Consider the following 17,209-nt stretch of genomic DNA (forward strand, 5'->3'; position numbering starts at 1 on the left):
CCAGTGGGCTCAAGACTGGAAATTAGTGAAGCAGCATATTTATAAAAATGCAGCGTAGAAACTATATTAGGAATGCTCTCGTTGGATTCAGCTAAAAAAGTAAAGAAGATGTTACAGAGCTCTTATTTTTAGTGATGATCTACTTCTGTAAATGTGTTTGTTTGGAATAAATCCAGCAATAAAAAGTGGCTAAACTAGACGAAATTCGCTAGGCTTTAGCTTACTTTTGATTAGATGAAATGGACTGAACTTATGGCAAGGCGTGTATTACTGCTATTGGTTACATTGATTATTATTTTGGGTGGTGGTTATTACTTTTTTGGTGCTCATGACAAAGGAGGTAGCCAAACGCAAAAGATGGATTTAAATTCAACCGATCCAGCGGCTCAAGAATTATACCAAGCACTGCAAACAGCAAATTTCATTGAGCAGGGCTCAAAAACGGCAGCACATAGTATGTATGTGATTTTTGATCCAAATTGTATTTTCTGCCACGCGCTATTTGCAGCAACACAACAACAAGTAGATGCTGGCAATTTAGCGATTCGTTGGGTGCCCATTGGCATTATAAAACGCTCAAGCCCGTTAAAAACAATGGCAATTTTAAGTGCGAAATCACCGCTTGAAGCATTAAAGCAAAATGAAGATGGTTTTAATTATGCTAAAGAAGAAGGTGGTATCACACCAGTGACCAATCCGACAAACAAACAAATTGAGCAATTTAATCATAATATGACGATTTTAAAGGGGTTAATTAACTCAGTACCTGTCGTGGTTTATAAAAATGCAGCAGGTCAAGCAAGAATCAGTGGTGGTGCCTTACTACCCTTAAAAGCCGATAATGCAGCATTGACAGAAAATGAGCAAAAAATCGATGCATTTATAAATAGCGTTGCTAAAAGTTGGTAAGTCGATGATCGTATTTGTTATTTATGCCGTTGTATTGGCATTTTTCTGGATTAAAACCTTAACCTCAAATTGTGCCAGTGATGACGATCATGAGATCAGTGACTTTCTTGAGCGCAAGTATCTTAAGATCAAACGTTATAAGCAATATGGATTGTTGTATATTGTGACGTTATTTTATCTGGTGTCCGTTTCAATGATATCAGCACGTTATATGCCGATAGAAAAACAAGTGTTTGACAGTGCATTATCACAGCTTAATCATGCGTGGCAGGTAATGCTTAATTTTCCTTGGTGGTTGCAGTTGTTATTTTTTATCGCTCTGGTATTGTTTGTTGGTATGTTTGTATTACCTTTAGTTAATTACCTAAAAGATAAGAGGCGTGATAAATCATGAGTGGTAAGTATTATATTGGTATTATGTCTGGCACCAGCATGGATGCCATTGATTGCGTTGTCGTTGACTTTAAAGATGATTCATTTAGCCTCAAAGCACAGCAAAGTTTTAATTATCCAGCTGAGATTAAATCGAGAATTAAAAATATTTTTGCACAAGCTTATCAGCTATCGTTATTTGATTTCGGTGATTTGGATTATCAATTAGCCGAAAGCTATGCGCAGTGCGTGAAACAAATGCTGATAGCAAATAAGCTCAATGCAAAAGATATTATTGCTATTGGTTGCCATGGGCAGACGATTTATCATCAGCCACAAGGCGCGCGTAAATTTAGTATTCAATTAGGCAGTGGCAATGTGCTCACAGCGCTTACAGGTATTCCAGTTATTGATGACTTTCGCAATAAAGATATGATTTTTGGCGGGCAAGGCGCGCCTCTTGTGCCGGCATTCCATCAAGCATTCTTTGCCGATAAAGATACGCCGCGAGTCATTCTAAACTTAGGTGGCATCGCTAATATTACCTGTCTACATCCTGATAAACCTCTCATTGGTTTTGATACAGGACCCGCTAATACCTTGATCGACCAATGGATTAATAAGTATTGTGGTGAAGTTTATGATCAAGCAGGTAATTGGGGGCGCGGTGGTATATTATTATCCGAATTGTTAGATCAATTAATGCAAGACCCTTATTTTGCGCAAAGTGCGCCGAAAAGTACGGGGCTTGAGTATTTTAATCTACAATGGCTAGAGAATCATTTGTCTACCGATGAGCATATACAAGATGTGCAAGCAACCTTGCATCACCTGACAGCTCGGTCAGTTGCTGAGGCTGTTTTAGCTTATCAAGCAGATACTAAAGCGCTTTATGTCGCAGGTGGTGGCGCACGTAATGAATTTTTATTGAACCTGTTGAGAGAGTATTTACCAGATGTAAAAGTGCAAACTATTAATGCCTTGGGCGTTGACGAGGCATGGATTGAATCGATTGCCTTTGCGTGGTTTGCTTATTGTCATATCAATAAGATAAAAATACCATTCTCAGCAACAACAGGAAGTAACAAAGATGTTATTGCAGGAAGTTATCACGCTTGCTAGTGTAGCGTGATATGACCACTGCTCTTAATGGGTATAACCAAACTTTTGCTGCGAGTAATTGGCTAACTCATAAGCATTGTCCCCTGTAACTTCAGATGAGTTGTAAGCAGGTTGGTTAATCGCCCAGAACATGCTGCCGCCATACGGTATGCTCGCGATATAATCAATCACTGACTTATCGACTGCCATGCCTTCCCAGACACCGCCTGCTGCTTGTCCACCGGGCTCAAAGCCCATCACAATTTTCGATTTATCAATATGTTGAGCAAATGTGTCAAATATATCTTTGTATACAGGTATTGACCATGTTTGACCATTAGGCATGTCATTTGGACCTACGTCATACGCCATAATATTGACCCAATCGACAACGGCATTAAGTGAGCTGCCATGTGCTTTTAACCAATTGTTAATCGCTAAACCTTCGCCATCAGAGGCGAAGTGTGAGAAACCATAGTCGCTTGCATTTTGCATAAAGGCATTAAAGCGAGTTGTGTAACCGATTTGTTTATCCTGCATGCCTGCTTTATCAAGCGCTTGTCTTAGTTTTAATAAGGTTTCAGCCAATGTATCAAGTTGCTGCTTTGTGATCGCTTGATCTTGACTTAAGTGCTCCCAATCAAAATCAACACCATCTCCAGAGAGTTTAAGTAACTCAACAACTTTATTGACAAAGGTGTCAATTTGCTCCGGTTTAATCGTTTTTGTTAGATCTGACCAACCACCAATTGCCCAGATGAATTTACTCTTGTTGTTATGCACTGCTTTGATTAAGGCATCAATTTTAAGCTTTTGCCAGTTGTGTGGATTCTGCCACGCAGGATCAGTGGTTGTCATAACATCAATCACATTAGCTTGTGTCATTGATTCATAAATTGCCTGACCATCCCAATAAGCAGCTTGAGGGTTGTCTGGATTAGGGGATTTAGCAAGGGTTAAGAAGGAATAAAGTACATGTGTATACGGCTTAATGTCATTGCTGTAATAAGCAGGGTCATTAACATTGGTTGAGCCTTGTGGGCGCAGTGCACCTTTCCAGTTTTCCCAATAACCAGTAATAAACTGTTTAGTTGTCGGTACCGGTGATTTATTAAATGCTAATGCCACCGCTGTGGTTTTGTTTTCACTAATTGAAATAGTTTGTGGGTTATCAAGACTATAGCGATAACCATCTACGGTAAATGTATTAGCAGTGACATTATAGGATTGATTGGCTGGTAAACTAATTGTTTTATCTTTAGGTGTTTCTAGATCATACGTTTCTTTATCTTCACCTGTGAAATAGATTGTCGCACTATGACCATCAAGCCCTGTGGCACTAACTTTAGCCGTGCCGGTAGGAATTGGTGCTTCCGTATAGGACATCTGGATGGTTTTCTGTCCTTGGTCCATATTAATATCAGCTGCCGATTGACCGTCAAAGGTAAAGCTATATTTAAACAATGAACCGGTCATCGGATCAGCACTCAATACATAATCAGTGTTTTTATCTAAAACAAAGGTTGATTTGCCATTCCAGCTAATTTCTTGATGTGAAATATTCTGTGTTTGTTTGTTTAAAAGATTCAGTGTCACACTATCATGTGTGACATCAGTTGGTTTTGCTCTATGTAATGTGACAATAAGCTCAGCACTTTGATTTTTATAAGAAACTTGTGCATTTGCTTGTGGTTGGTCTTTTGATAGAGTCACAAGACTAGGAATCATGGTGATCTCAAGCGCTTTACCATCAACAGTGGCTGATCGTAGCGGTTGTCGTAAAATCAATGGTTGTTGTGTAGCCTGTATCTTTACCGGTAATGGTGATTTTGGTATTGGTAGGCAATGGATCAGAGCCTTCAGCGATGCTAAAATGCATTTGACCTTTTTGCTCAATTGGCGTGTCGCCATGTGGATAAAAGGCAGATGAAATAATACTCTCACCTTTAACAGGGTTGCTGCTCCAAATCAACTTAGCCTTGGCAGGCATTATTGTCTTTGGCTTCCACCATTGACTTTCCTTTTGGAATTGATCAAATTTAAAGGTGGTTACTTTATTATCACCAAGTTGTGTCGCGCTGTTGGTTGTGGCAGGCCAAGCGATATCAAATGTAGGCGATAAGATATAGGCGCCAGCATAAGAAGTGTTGGCAGTGATTTTAAGCTCGGCATCTCTTAGATCAATCTCTTTATTGCAGTGGTTAGTCAGTGTCAAGCTCGTTGCTTGCCATGGATCTGGGTACTGTGTTCCTGGTGTGAACTGCACTTGCATACAGCTTAGTGGCTCAGGTGCAGATAAAGCAAATGCAGAGCTACTTAAAAGGGTGGTTAGTATCGCACTTGAAATAAGTTTCCTTGATAGTGTCATGATGTTTCTCCTGAATAACTTGCTGTTTTTGTTCATTTTTACCATCAAGAGCACCCGCAAGTTATTGCTATGTTTAGTTGCGGCGAAGCCGCTTAAGATGCTCCTTATGATTAATTTGATATGTTATTTGTTCCATTCACAAAATGATTGCAATGAGTGTATTTGTTTTTTTTGACTATCTTAGTGAGCTTTTTACACCATCTACCCAACTCCAGCCTTGATAATCATCGGAATTTAAAATCCAAGTCATTAATCCACCGTACTGACTGTATTGCTTCAATCCACCTTGAGTAATGTCTTGATTGATGTCTTTTGGATTGTATAGACCAACTCCTGAACAACTGGCATCAGCTAAGCACTGTCCTTGTCGATAAGCTTGCTCGCTTACACTCTTTGCTTTGTAGTTTGGTACGCCTAAAATAATCTTGGTATTTAGAGGTACACTAAAAGCATTCTCTGGCACACCGTGCATTTCAGCACGTGTTTGAGGACTTAATAGCTTGAATGTCATTGATAAGAATCCAGTATCAAAACCTTTTAAACCAGCAAAGTTTGCACCACCATATTGGTTGTATGTTTGGATGAAAACAGCGTCAAAGTTAGCATGTTGCATAAATTCTTGTGTATACATTTGCTCAGCAAATTTTGCACTGCCTGATGCCCATTCACCTGAGCCATACCAACCAGAGATTTGAGGCGCAGCTGTTAGATATAAGTTTTTACCGGTTTGTTTCTTAAAAGTGGCTCTCATAGCGTTGATATAATTGGTAAGATTTTCATCAGTAGCGGTTGCATTTGGGTGCTCAACATCGATGTCAAGTCCATCGAAGTGATGATCTGCTAAAAACTGCCCCATTTTTTGCCCTGCAAGCCTTGCTTTGTCACCAGTTAAATCAGGATCAAAGTAGTTTTCAGCGCCACCGATCGATAATAATGCAATACCATTATGGTTGTGGATAACATTCAGTTGGTTAGGAAGATCTTTGAGCATGCTGTCTAAGAAGTTGACCAAAAATGGCTCACCATTGGGTTTTTGCCCAGCAAAGGCATAAACAAAGACATTATAGCCTTTCTCAGCGGCTGTTTTAATCATCGCAGTTGTTGTCGCTGGTTGACTCTGCCATGGGGCATCATATCCTCTGACATAGCCGACAATGGCTTGATCTGGCCATTGATTGCTGACTTGGTGATAGTTGATATTAATAAATTGAGAGTTACCTGAAGCGACAAAGCTTGTTGGTGTAATATCGGCACCATAGCCAGCAATCGCTGATAAAGTAACTGTCCATGTTTGACCGTCTTGTGGAATGTCGATGTCATGTGGATCGTTATTATTTATTTCAAGTGTCCTTGTATCACCTTTATTATTTGCTAGTGTCAACGTGGCTTTTTTGCCTTCAGGGAAATTACTAACTGTAATTGAGATTTGTTCACTTGGTTGCACTTTTTGGGTATAAACAACTTGAGCATTGGTTGTTTTGCCATTATTAACGGTTAATGCATACGGTGATTCTGCTGTATAAATAAATCCATCATCAACATACTCTTCTGCTTCTAATGTATAAACTTGACCCTCTTTGGTTGTTGGTAGATTTTGAATAAGTGTCGCTTGATCAAAGCTTAACGTACCTTGATCGATGATTTTGCCTTCAGTGTTTTTTAGTTGATAACTAGGCTTGATAGCATGAGACCCCGGTGTCGATGCCTTGATTTCAATGTTACCTTCTAGAACAGGTTCGGGTGCTTCATAGCTTATCTTAACCGTCTGAGTTTCATTGTTGGATAATTGAAATGTGCTCGGTGTTGCAATTCCTTTGCCTTTTTCTAGTGCAGGGACATTAACGTTGAAGTCTGCTTTTTTTCCAGCAAATTCAACATGTAGTTGAGCCGTTTTTCCCCATGGGGTGTCACGGACTTCACCAACCAATGTGCTGTTTTCATAGATTTGTACTATGGCTAGCTCTTGTCCCTCAAGATAGGTTGGTTTTTCTGGGAGTTCAACCTCAACAGTGCCTTTAGATTTTTCCTGTGTATCTGCGCTGATGGTGATGCGTGCAGTTTTGGCGCTAAATGCAACGCCAGGCGCATTAATGCCAAAATTTAAGTCGTTTGACCAAGTGTTAACAGAGTTGACTTTACAGACTGTTTTGAATTGACCAAGATTGCTACAATTCCCTAGGGTGAGTGATCCCCAGCTTGAGCTAATGCCCGTTGTTGCAATAGAGGTTTCTATTGTTAATTTATCACCTGATTTAACACCAAGCGTGTCGGCGTTTACAGGTAAATCAACCCCTTGATACCATCCACCTTGTGGAATGTTGATGCTAGTTGTATAACTTGAGGCATAAACATTTGCCGATAAGCAGGTGGCAAATAATAGGGTCAAGGATTTAAATTTTGGCATGGTAAGCTCCTGTTTTATTCATTTATTTATCTACACTTTCTTATTAAGTAATAATTCAAAAATAAGTTGAGCTTCAATTATTTCCCTCAACCGTGCAGCTTATTCTTGATTCCTTACTATGTGTCCTTTGAACTAAAGTAAGTGCGTCATTGCAAAATGCTAGATTATTATATAAGCTGCCATACAGGCTGTTTAGTGTACTAAGTCTATATTGTGTGTGCGTATATTGATCTTTTTTATTGAGATAATGACTGTGTATTGATCGTGATAAATATGGGCAATTGACTGTAATGTTCTATCCTCATCTCAAATCATATTTAGAATGTTTCTGCAATTGAATTTAGAGGTACTCAGTAATCAGTCAATAAGAAGTTATGTTTTAATTTCCTCCAAGCTACACGAGCAACGCTGTAAGGCGAGAGGTGCTAGCTGCTGCAACTTATTTATATATCGTTACTAAGAAATGCTGCCACATAGTAAAGTGCTCAGATATACTAGGGTAGGTAAATATCAAAAGGATAGATTTATGCAAGTATACGACGTCATTGTTGTGGGTGCTGGTGTTGCAGGTCTTGCTGCAGCCAATAACCTCATGTTAAATGGTTTTGATGTATTAGTCCTTGAGGCGCGTGATCGTGTGGGAGGGAGAGTGCATAGTCAATGCTTTGCTGATGCAGTGATTGATCTTGGTGCTTCATGGATTCATGGTGTACAAGAAAACCCAATTACTCGCTTAGCCAAGAAGCATAATATCAGTACATGGCGCTCACAGATGTGTGGACCATCTCCTGATAATATTGTGCATCGCCAGATGTATGATCAAGAGTTTAACGCATTAAGCCATGAGCAAAAGTTGAGAATTGCTAATTGGATGGCAGATTTTCTTGATTATCTTGAAGCGTTACAAATCGATGAGGAAAGTCACCTAAGATCTATTGCTGATATTAAACGACAATTTATTATCGATCATCAGATTGTTAAAGATGATGTGCTTTATATTGACTATATTGCGGATACATTATTTTTATATGAATATGCGATTGAGGCAAAAGAGCTCTCTGCTGAAAGCCATCATGCTGATATTGATTTTGCTGGAAGTGATCGACTATTCCCCGATGGGTATGCGCAAATTGCTGATCTATTGTCAAAGGATTTGGAGATTCGTTTAAGTGATCCTGTGCAAAATATCGATTATAGTGGCGATTTAGTACAGGTATCGACTTCAACAAAACAATACCAAGCAACCTATGTTTTGGTTAGCGTACCATTAGGTGTATTAAAACATGCAGATATTGGCTTTAATCCTTATTTGCCTCAAGCCAAGCGTAAATCCATTCAGCAGCTTGAAATGGGTGTGTTAAATAAAATTTATCTTGAGTTTGAAGAAGTATTCTGGGATAAAGAAGCGCAGAGTATTGCTTGTTTGTCACCAGAGCATCGCATTGCGCGTGAGATGATGAACTTCTACCCCTTAACTAAAAAACCAATCTTAATGGCATTTACCGCCGGTGTTGTCGGTAAGCAGCTTGAGCAATTAAGCGATCGTGAGTTATTAGCATTGATTATCGATTCGCTAAAGCATATGTATGGTGAAAACTTGCCGAGACTTAAAAATCATTGTATTACGCGCTGGGCAAGTGATGAGTATAGTTATGGCTCTTATTCTTATTTACCAGTTGGCGTTAAGGCGAAACGTCGGCAAAAATTGGGTAAACCGGTTGATAATAAATTATTCTTTGCCGGTGAAGCAACGTCATTTTATTTCCCATCAACGGTGCATGGGGCATTCTTAAGTGGGGTGCGCTCAGCGTATCAGATTTTGCAAATTGATTTATTAACTGAAGACGTGCGTAAACGTACAGCTATTGTTGACGATCCTTATTTATAGTTAATTCTCGGTGATGACTATTTTCTTGCTCACTTCGATTGTGTAAGCGCTGGCTGAGCGTCAGTCGAAGCCTTTATTGAGGTGTGATTTTCCCAAGCTTACCCACTTCGATTGATGCTCAGTGCATCGCTTCGACTTATGCTTAGGGTGCGATGAGCTCTTTTGGGTAAATATTTAGTCTTAGCCTAATTCTCTGAACTGGTTGCGCGAATATGTCCATTTAAATCGTGATAATACTGGATGTTTTTATAATCATAAGTGCTGAAGATATCGGCAACAGATTGTGCTTGTTGAAAGCCATGCTCAATAATCATAAAGCCACTTTCTTTTAAGTGTGCCTTGCCATGGCAAATAATGTGCTCTATATCAGCTAGACCATTATTTTTAGCAATAAGTGCGGTGATTGGTTCATAGTGACGAACATGCATGCATAATGCGGGATCTGATTGATCAATATAGGGGGGGTTGGAGACAATAATATCAAATTGCTTATTAGCGACTGGCTGATACCAATTACCTTGCAAAAGTTTTACATTACTTAATTGGTAATGATCTTTATTTTGGGTGGCAACCTTAAGCGCTTGCTCACAGAAATCAATGGCAGTTATTTGCCAATCAGCTCGAGCATGGGCAATACTTAAAGCAATAGCGCCACTGCCTGTACCTAAATCTAGCACTTTCAGTTTGTTGTGCTGTGTGAATTTATTAAGTATTGCTTCAATAAGCACTTCGGTATCCGTGCGTGGAATGAGTGTGTGTTTATCGACAAGTAATTCAAGATCCCAAAAACCTTGCTTACCTGTCAAATAAGCAACAGGTTCACCCTGTAAGCGTCTTGTAAATAATGCACTAAAATGTTGAAATTCGTCTTCTGTTAAAGGTTTTTCTGACCAAGTGTATAAATAACTCGTTGATACTTTTAGTACATGACAAAGTAAGCGCTCAATATCAATGCGCGCGCTATCAGAGACTGACTCAAGTTGTTTGCTATAGATTGCAAGAATAGCTTGAATGGTGTTATTAGGCATTTTCTTCAGACATTTGCACAAGTAGATCGGCTTGATATTCGTGAATCAGTGGCTGAATCACTGAACCTAAATCACCTTGCATCACTTCTTCAAGCTTGTAAAGAGTCAAATTAATGCGATGATCAGTTACACGCCCTTGTGGGTAATTGTAGGTGCGAATACGCTCAGAGCGGTCGCCACTACCAACAAGACTTTTACGTTGACTGGATTGTTCGTGTTGTTGCTTATCAATTTCAGCTTGTAAGAGTCTTGCTTTGAGCATTGACACGGCTTGAGCGCGGTTTTTATGTTGTGAACGTTGATCTTGACATTCAACAACCACACCAGTTGGAATGTGAGTTATACGGATGGCAGAATCTGTTTTGTTAACATGCTGACCACCAGCGCCTGAAGCGCGAAAGGTGTCTACTTTTAGATCCGCAGGGTTGATATCAATCCCTTCGACTTCATCAGCCTCTGGCATAATGGCAACAGTACATGCTGAGGTATGAACGCGTCCTTGAGATTCAGTTTCAGGGACGCGTTGCACGCGATGCGCGCCAGATTCAAACTTAAGTTGCGAGTAGACATTTTCACCTGAAATCTTACTGATGATTTCTTTGAAGCCGCCATGCTCACCATCGCTTTGACTAACAATCTCAATTCGCCAACCTTGCGTTTCAGCATAGCGACTGTACATTTTAAATAAATCACCCGAGAAGATAGCAGCTTCATCGCCACCGGTGCCCGCACGAATCTCAAGAAATACGTTGGAACCATCATTGGGGTCTTTTGGTAATAATAAAATTTCAAGCGCTTTGCTTAAGGTTGCAATTCGCTCTTCAGCGTCATTAAGTTCTTCTTTAGCCATTTCCTTCATTTGAGGATCGCTTTCTTTGAGCATCTCATTAGCACTTTCAACATCTTGATGTGCTTGCTCATAAGCTTTAAATGTTGTAACTAAAGGCTCTAATTGCGCATATTCTTTGGATAAATCGCGAAATTTATTCTGATCACTAATGATTTCAGATTCACCCAAGAGGGCTGCAATTTCTTCATGGCGTTCGATTAAGCCTTGTAATTTTCGTTTAATTGAGTCTTTCATTTTATAGTCCAGTGTTTAAGCCAAAAAATTCTTCAGCTAAGTTGAGCATATCATTGCGCCCCTCAACGGCAGCATTTCTTAGTGATACACTTGGCGTATGTAGCCATTTATTTTTAACATTATGTGCAAAGCGTGCCAGAACCATTTTAGGATCCTCGCCATTTTCTAAGCGTTTAAGGCAACGATTAAGCTCATCATCAATCATGTCTTTGGTCTGATTGCGCATGGCTTTGATCGTGTTATCGGAAAGAATGGCTTTTTCTTGATTAATATAATCATCTAGACCTTTTTCAATCCATTTCTCAGCACGTAATGCCGCTTTTTCACGCAATGTTTTATTGTTTTGAATCAATCCTTGAATGTCATCAACACAGTAGGTGGTTATGTTATCTATTTGATCGAATAATGGATCAATGACACGTGGCACCGATAGATCAATTAGCGTTTTGGGATTTGTATTGGTTAGCATATCAGTTGTCAAAATCAACTCACGTGAGTTGACGGCACTAACAATAATATCAGCTTGCTTAGCAAGGCTGCTAAGCTCGGATAATGAAAAGGCCTCTGCGTGATGCTCAGTTGCCAGTTGTTGTGCTTTTTCTAAAGTGCGATTAACAATAATAAGGCGTTTTGGTGTGAGACTTGCTAAGTGCTTTGTCACAAGCATTGCTGTACTTCCTGCACCAATGACAATAATGGTTTTTTCTTCAAAATTACTTAAGTTTTGCTTGGCTAATGTCACTGCCGAAAAGGCAACAGACACCGGGCACTTCCCAATATTGGTGTGAAATCTCACGCGTTTTGCAACTGAGAAAACCTTCTGCATTAAGCGATTAAGATCTCCACCAAGTGTGTTATTGGCAAGTGCCTCCGCATAGGCATATTTAATTTGACCTAATATTTGCGGCTCACCTAAAACCATTGACTCTAATCCACAGCTTAAGCGCATTAGATGATGAGCAACATGTGTATCTTGGCGCAGGATAAGATAGTTTTTCAAATCCAAATCATTGCGTTTTGCCGATTGTTGCCACCAATTGATAACATGATCTAATTGTTTTAATTCAGCAATGACGGCATAGATTTCGGTGCGATTGCAGGTTGATAAAATAAGACATTGCTCAACACCATATTGCTGTTTTAACGTTTTTAAATGTTGACCAAGGCGCTCATTGTCGAGGGTGAATGCACCGCGCACATCTAAAGAAGCTTTTTTATAGTCTATCGCTAAAGAAACTAACGTCATTTATCTACCTGCTTTGCTTATTATTCTCATTAATCGCATGAGTGCGTTTTGCTCAAAACTATAATCACTATTTGATTTGTTGATTTACGGATAATAAGTGATAAGAGCTGCTCATGAAACTGGTCGGTATTGTAGCATAAAAAAAGAAAAGTGCTATGGCTGGAAAAGCAACTAATGGTGCAGGCTTATCGGTATGTGGTTTAGATGGATATTTTTGCAAGCTGATACTCTATGTTTTTATTTGTTGTTATTGTCATAATTTTGTAACATGCTTTATTAATAATTCAGTATTTAAATTACGAGAAAGGGGATCTGATGCGCTATCTGTGCGTAGCTATAGTGCTTGTCTGTGGGGTGTTGTCACAAGCTTTTGCCGGTGATTTTTGGCAGAAAGCTAAGGCGGTATTTGATGGAGAAAAGCGACCAGATGACAGGGTTCATCTGGTATTATGGCATTCATTTGGTGGATCGCTTAACTATGCTTTAGATAAAATTGTCAATGCGTATAATCAAAGCCAGCATAAGTATTATGTTGAGGCGATTAATAAATCCAATTATCAAAACTCATTAACCGCAGCGGCAACAGCTTATCGTTCAAGCACACAACCGAATATGTTGGTGTCTTATGAAATTGGTACCGCAATGATGATTTACTCAAATGGTGCGATTATTCCACTGTATGAGCTTGAAAGGATGACGGGCATTACGATTGATCAAAGTGACTTTTGGCCTGCGGTGAGTGGCTACTATAGCGTAGATGGTAAACTTTCTGGCTTTCCTTTTAATAGTTCTTCGCCTGTGCTTTTTTATAACAAAACGGCTTTGGCTAAAGCCGGTATCGCACACCCTCCGGCCACTTGGCAGGAGTTGACTAAAGTTGGGGAGAAGTTAATTCAATCAGGTCAAGCGTGTGCAATGACAGCAGCTTACCCCTCATGGACTCTCTTGGAAGAGTTTAGCGCATGGAATAATTTGGCGTTTGCTAATGCGAATAATGGTTTTGACTCGATGAAGCCAAAACTTATATTTGACAATCAAACAATAGCCGATTTCTTAGCGCAACTTAAGGCTTGGCAAACAAAAGGCATTTTCCAATATGGCGGACGTTTAGGCTCTGCAGATACCTTATTTACTAGCGGGAAGTGTGCGATGATTTTGCAATCATCATCCCTCTTGGCAGATTATTCAAAATTACCAACATTCAAAGTAGGTGTGGCAAAAATTCCATTTTGGCAAACAAAAGATACACGTAAGCCACAAAACACCATTATTGGCGGAGGGGCTATGTGGACATTTGCATTACCTAAGAATACACCCAATGCTGATCTTATATATAAAGGGGTGGCATCCTTTTATCAATTCTTGGCACAACCCAAAATCCAAGCGCAATGGGCAATGGATACCGGATATGTTCCAGCTACCAAGTCAGCTTATGAGTTAATGCAAAAAGAGGGATATTATAAGAAAGACCCTAATGCGTTAATTGCTGTTGAGTCTTTAAATAACGCGCCTCCTAAACCTTATACTCTAGGCATTAGACTGGGTAATTTTCCATTGATTCGTCAGGAAAATGACTCAATGCTTGAGCGTATTTTCTCTAATCAACAAAGCGTTGATGATGCGCTTGAGGATGCAGTGGATAAGGGAAATAAGTTAATCAATCAGTTTTATAGACAAAATAAGGTTTAATTTATGCATCATCGAGGATTTTATAAGGCAGGATGGTTGCCTTATTTGTTGATATTGCCACAACTGGTGATCACGCTGCTGTTTTTTATCTATCCAGCAATTCAAAGCATTATCAGTTCTTTTTATAGCAGTAATTTCTGGGGTACGGTGTCTCACTTTGTTGGGTTTGAGAATTATTGGGCTTTGTTAAGTGATAATAGTTACTTGCAATCATTTATTACGACAGCGATTTTCTCAGTTGCAGTGACATTTTTGGCGATGGGGTTTGGGTTATTATTTGCAGTTCTTGTGATGCGTGTGATACGTGGAGCCAAGATCTACAAGACTTTTATTTTGTGGCCATATGCCGTGGCAACTGCTGTAACGGGCGTGTTATGGGGTTTTTTGTTTAATCCAGCTGTGGGTGTTGTAACTTGGGTGTTGGCGCATTTCGGAGTTGACTGGAATTATTACAGTAATGGTACACAAGCATTAATGGTCACTATTTTTGGCGCCTCCTGGCAGCAGGTGAGTTATAACTTCATCTTCTTTCTAGCGGGATTGGCAGCAGTGCCAAAGTCCATGCTTGAAGCAGCAGCTATTGATGGCGCAGGACCTATCAGACGATTTTGGCAGATTACTTTTCCATTGATTTCGCCAACAACTTTCTTTTTATTAACAATCAATCTGGTATACGCGTTTTTTGACACCTTTGGCATCATTGCGACGATGACGCAAGGAGGTCCTGCGGATTCAACCAATATCTTGGTGTACAACGTTTATGCCACAGGCTTTATCGGACAGCAAATTGGTAGCTCATCAGCGCAATCGGTAATATTGATGCTGATTATTATCATATTGTCGGTGATTCAGTTTAAATATGTGGAAAAGAAGGTGCATTACGCATGATGGTAGAAAGACGTCCTGTGCTGACATTTATGACGCACGCACTATTAATACTAGGCATTGTAATTATGTTGTTGCCTATTTATGTGGCATTTGTTACATCAACTCAGTCGATTGAAACCTTAAACTCAGCAACGCAAGTGATCCCGATGTTGCCAGGGCATGACTTTGCGGCAAACTATCAAACGGCTTTAGTCGGTAGTAGTCAATATAATATCCCGCCGGCATTATTGCTGTTATGGAATAGCTTCTTGATGGCGCTTGCGATTGCTGTTGGTAAGATTATCTTAGCGTTGGTATCAGCGTATGCTGTGGTTTATTTTAACTTTAGGTTTAAGATGCTGTTCTTCTGGGCGATTTTTTTGACATTAATGTTGCCAGTGGAAGTGCGTATCGTGCCAACTTATGACATTGTGGTTAGTTTAGGGATGCTCAATACGTTTGCCGGCTTAACCTTGCCATTGATTGCTTCAGCAACGGCCACCTTTATGTTTCGTCAATTTTTCATGACGATCCCGCGGCAATATGCAGAAGCGGCAGCTATTGATGGTGCCAGTCCGGTTCGCTTTTTTATTGATGTGGTACTGCCACTATCTAAAACTAATATTGTTGCCTTGTTTATTGTGATGTTTATTTATGGCTGGAATCAGTTTTTATGGCCACTAATTATTACATCAAGTGATCAAAGCTTGCATACGATCGTAATGGGACTGATGCAGATTGCAGATACTTTGGGGCAGATCCCTAATTGGAACTTCATTATGGCAGAGGTTATGTTAGCAACGATTATTCCGGTATTGATTGTTGTGATTATGCAGCGTTGGTTTGTCAAAGGTCTAATGGAAACAGATAAATAGAGTAAATTAGGATAAATAAAATAAGTAGAGCGTTATGAGTTATTTAGCATTAGAGAATGTCATCAAATCTTATGGTAAGACGGAAGTTTTACACGATATTAATTTAGCGATTGAGTCCGGTGAGTTTATTGTGATTGTTGGTGAATCAGGTTGTGGTAAGTCAACTTTACTAAGAATGGTTGCAGGACTTGAGAATACATCTTCAGGGAAAATCAGCTTGTGTGGTAATGATATTACACATAAAGAGCCAAAAGATCGTGATATTGCAATGGTATTCCAAAACTATGCACTTTATCCACATATGAGTGTTTTTAATAATATTGCGTATGGTTTAAAAGTAAGAAAGGTAGCCAAAGCAGAAATTCACAAACGCGTTGAAGAAATTGCCAAGCTTTTGAAGATTGATCATTTGCTTGATCGTAAGCCTGGTGCGTTATCAGGAGGGCAGCGCCAGCGTGTGGCAATGGGGCGCGCGATTATTCGTAATCCAAAGTTGTTTTTATTTGATGAGCCGTTATCTAACCTTGATGCCAAGCTCAGAGTTGAAATGCGGCTAGAGATTAAACGTCTACAGCAGCGACTTGGGATTACCAGTTTATATGTAACGCATGATCAAGTTGAAGCGATGACAATGGCAGATCGCATTGTGGTGTTAAATAAAGGCTATATAGAGCAGTTTGCAACACCCAAAGAAATTTATCAAAAACCACAGAGCGCATTTGTCGCAGGCTTTATTGGCGCACCAGCAATGAATTTCCTAAATGCTACAGTCACTGAGCAAGGTATTATGTTAGATGATGGCGGTATATTGCCTATAACATTAAAAACACAACATGAGCTAGGTCGTGAAATTATTATAGGCATCCGTCCTGAGCATATTGTATTAAAAGAGGTAAATGACGATATTGACCTTAGTGTTATTGTCGATATGGTTGAACACCTCGGTGGTGAGACGCTTATTTATGGTTGTGTGCAAAATAGTGATGCAAAAATCACAGTTAGAATTGATGGTTACTGGCAAGGAAATATTGGTCAAGCTGTACACTTGCATGTTAAAAAAGAGCATCTTCATGCTTTCGATCGAAATACAACGAAACGTATTGCTTTGAATAGAGCAGTAGCCTTGGTTGAATAACCATCGCTTCAACTGGTTTTCAGGTTGCATTTCAATCAAATTTCAGTAAAAAGGAGAAAAAGGATAAAAAGATGAAAAAAGGGGTTGCGGGGTGTGAATTGGTGTGTATAATGGCACCTCGTTCTTGGCGAGAATGTTCGCGAGAATGCCTTGGTAGCAAGGTTTAAGAGATGTTTAAAGAGATATAAAATGTAGATACTTAAATACTTTGAGCAAAAATTTTTGCGGGTTGTTAGTTCTTGT

At 39.6% G+C, this 17,209-nt stretch carries 14 protein-coding genes; 8 read left to right on the plus strand and 6 right to left on the minus strand.

The features are described from left to right. The first annotated feature begins 252 nt into the window (after positions 1-252). Genes ACTS4L_RS09950 through ACTS4L_RS09960 form a run of 3 tightly spaced genes read left to right on the plus strand, consistent with a single transcriptional unit; the run spans position 253 to position 2,403 of the window. Positions 253-909, plus strand: coding sequence for a hypothetical protein (locus ACTS4L_RS09950; RefSeq protein ID WP_440617950.1), 657 nt, complete (start codon positions 253-255; stop codon positions 907-909). A 4-nt stretch (positions 910-913) separates the two neighbouring features. Further along, positions 914-1,303, plus strand: a complete 390-nt coding sequence (locus ACTS4L_RS09955; protein ID WP_440617949.1) for a hypothetical protein — start codon at positions 914-916, stop codon at positions 1,301-1,303. Further along, complete coding sequence (locus ACTS4L_RS09960; protein ID WP_440617948.1) at positions 1,300-2,403, plus strand: anhydro-N-acetylmuramic acid kinase; 1,104 nt, start codon at positions 1,300-1,302, stop codon at positions 2,401-2,403. The genes ACTS4L_RS09955 and ACTS4L_RS09960 overlap by 4 nt, the downstream gene beginning before the upstream one ends. A gap of 24 nt (positions 2,404-2,427) precedes the next feature. Here the strand turns inward: ACTS4L_RS09960 and ACTS4L_RS09965 are convergent, their stop codons facing one another. The 3 genes from ACTS4L_RS09965 to ACTS4L_RS09975 form a co-directional block, all read right to left on the minus strand. Beyond that, positions 2,428-4,110 carry a hypothetical protein gene (locus ACTS4L_RS09965; RefSeq protein ID WP_440651988.1) on the minus strand — a complete coding sequence of 561 codons (1,683 nt, stop codon included), beginning with the start codon at positions 4,108-4,110 and terminating at the stop codon, positions 2,428-2,430. A gap of 22 nt (positions 4,111-4,132) precedes the next feature. Then, a complete protein-coding gene (locus ACTS4L_RS09970; protein WP_440617689.1) occupies positions 4,133-4,750 on the minus strand; it encodes a hypothetical protein in 618 nt (205 codons plus the stop codon). Positions 4,751-4,925: 175 nt separating this feature from the next. After that, positions 4,926-7,154, minus strand: a complete 2,229-nt coding sequence (locus ACTS4L_RS09975; protein WP_440617690.1) for a glycoside hydrolase family 18 protein — start codon at positions 7,152-7,154, stop codon at positions 4,926-4,928. A gap of 526 nt (positions 7,155-7,680) precedes the next feature. On the opposite strand from ACTS4L_RS09975, the gene ACTS4L_RS09980 reads away from it, so the two are divergent. Continuing rightward, the gene (locus ACTS4L_RS09980; protein WP_440617691.1) at positions 7,681-9,042 is read left to right on the plus strand and encodes a flavin monoamine oxidase family protein; all 1,362 of its coding nucleotides are present in this window, start codon (positions 7,681-7,683) and stop codon (positions 9,040-9,042) included. A 185-nt stretch (positions 9,043-9,227) separates the two neighbouring features. Here the strand turns inward: ACTS4L_RS09980 and prmC are convergent, their stop codons facing one another. From prmC to hemA, 3 genes are read right to left on the minus strand one after another with little or no spacing between them, the layout of a single operon-like run. Beyond that, positions 9,228-10,070, minus strand: a complete 843-nt coding sequence (prmC, locus tag ACTS4L_RS09985; protein WP_440651989.1) for a peptide chain release factor N(5)-glutamine methyltransferase — start codon at positions 10,068-10,070, stop codon at positions 9,228-9,230. Beyond that, a complete protein-coding gene (prfA, locus tag ACTS4L_RS09990) occupies positions 10,063-11,154 on the minus strand; it encodes a peptide chain release factor 1 (RefSeq protein ID WP_440617693.1) in 1,092 nt (363 codons plus the stop codon). Before prfA ends, prmC begins: the two co-directional genes overlap by 8 nt. A 1-nt stretch (position 11,155) precedes the next feature. Next, a complete protein-coding gene (gene hemA / locus ACTS4L_RS09995; protein WP_440617694.1) occupies positions 11,156-12,400 on the minus strand; it encodes a glutamyl-tRNA reductase in 1,245 nt (414 codons plus the stop codon). Positions 12,401-12,715: 315 nt separating this feature from the next. Here hemA and ACTS4L_RS10000 point away from each other — a divergent pair, with 315 nt between their 5' ends. From ACTS4L_RS10000 to ACTS4L_RS10015, 4 genes are read left to right on the plus strand one after another with little or no spacing between them, the layout of a single operon-like run. Further along, on the plus strand, positions 12,716-14,089 hold the full coding sequence (locus ACTS4L_RS10000) for an extracellular solute-binding protein (RefSeq protein ID WP_440617695.1): 1,374 nt from the start codon (positions 12,716-12,718) through the stop codon (positions 14,087-14,089). A gap of 3 nt (positions 14,090-14,092) precedes the next feature. Further along, the gene (gene ugpA, locus ACTS4L_RS10005) at positions 14,093-14,977 is read left to right on the plus strand and encodes a sn-glycerol-3-phosphate ABC transporter permease UgpA (RefSeq protein WP_440617696.1); all 885 of its coding nucleotides are present in this window, start codon (positions 14,093-14,095) and stop codon (positions 14,975-14,977) included. Then, positions 14,974-15,831: a sn-glycerol-3-phosphate ABC transporter permease UgpE gene (gene ugpE, locus ACTS4L_RS10010; protein ID WP_440617697.1), complete on the plus strand. Its 858-nt coding sequence runs from the start codon at positions 14,974-14,976 to the stop codon at positions 15,829-15,831. The genes ugpA and ugpE overlap by 4 nt, the downstream gene beginning before the upstream one ends. A gap of 34 nt (positions 15,832-15,865) precedes the next feature. Further along, positions 15,866-16,966, plus strand: a complete 1,101-nt coding sequence (locus tag ACTS4L_RS10015) for an ABC transporter ATP-binding protein (protein WP_440617698.1) — start codon at positions 15,866-15,868, stop codon at positions 16,964-16,966. The last annotated feature ends 243 nt before the right edge of the window (positions 16,967-17,209 follow it).

This window comes from Cysteiniphilum sp. 19S12-1, from assembly GCF_052030685.1.
Classification (GTDB): Bacteria; Pseudomonadota; Gammaproteobacteria; order Francisellales; family Francisellaceae; genus Caedibacter.

Coding starts and splice junctions, on each gene's coding strand:
- ACTS4L_RS09950 (WP_440617950.1), top strand. CDS start 253: ATGGCAAGGCGTGTATTACTGCTATTGGTTACATTGATTATTATTTTG.
- ACTS4L_RS09955 (WP_440617949.1), top strand. CDS start 914: ATGATCGTATTTGTTATTTATGCCGTTGTATTGGCATTTTTCTGGATT.
- ACTS4L_RS09960 (WP_440617948.1), top strand. CDS start 1,300: ATGAGTGGTAAGTATTATATTGGTATTATGTCTGGCACCAGCATGGAT.
- ACTS4L_RS09965 (WP_440651988.1), bottom strand. CDS start 4,110: ATGATTCCTAGTCTTGTGACTCTATCAAAAGACCAACCACAAGCAAAT.
- ACTS4L_RS09970 (WP_440617689.1), bottom strand. CDS start 4,750: ATGACACTATCAAGGAAACTTATTTCAAGTGCGATACTAACCACCCTT.
- ACTS4L_RS09975 (WP_440617690.1), bottom strand. CDS start 7,154: ATGCCAAAATTTAAATCCTTGACCCTATTATTTGCCACCTGCTTATCG.
- ACTS4L_RS09980 (WP_440617691.1), top strand. CDS start 7,681: ATGCAAGTATACGACGTCATTGTTGTGGGTGCTGGTGTTGCAGGTCTT.
- prmC (WP_440651989.1), bottom strand. CDS start 10,070: ATGCCTAATAACACCATTCAAGCTATTCTTGCAATCTATAGCAAACAA.
- prfA (WP_440617693.1), bottom strand. CDS start 11,154: ATGAAAGACTCAATTAAACGAAAATTACAAGGCTTAATCGAACGCCAT.
- hemA (WP_440617694.1), bottom strand. CDS start 12,400: ATGACGTTAGTTTCTTTAGCGATAGACTATAAAAAAGCTTCTTTAGAT.
- ACTS4L_RS10000 (WP_440617695.1), top strand. CDS start 12,716: ATGCGCTATCTGTGCGTAGCTATAGTGCTTGTCTGTGGGGTGTTGTCA.
- ugpA (WP_440617696.1), top strand. CDS start 14,093: ATGCATCATCGAGGATTTTATAAGGCAGGATGGTTGCCTTATTTGTTG.
- ugpE (WP_440617697.1), top strand. CDS start 14,974: ATGATGGTAGAAAGACGTCCTGTGCTGACATTTATGACGCACGCACTA.
- ACTS4L_RS10015 (WP_440617698.1), top strand. CDS start 15,866: ATGAGTTATTTAGCATTAGAGAATGTCATCAAATCTTATGGTAAGACG.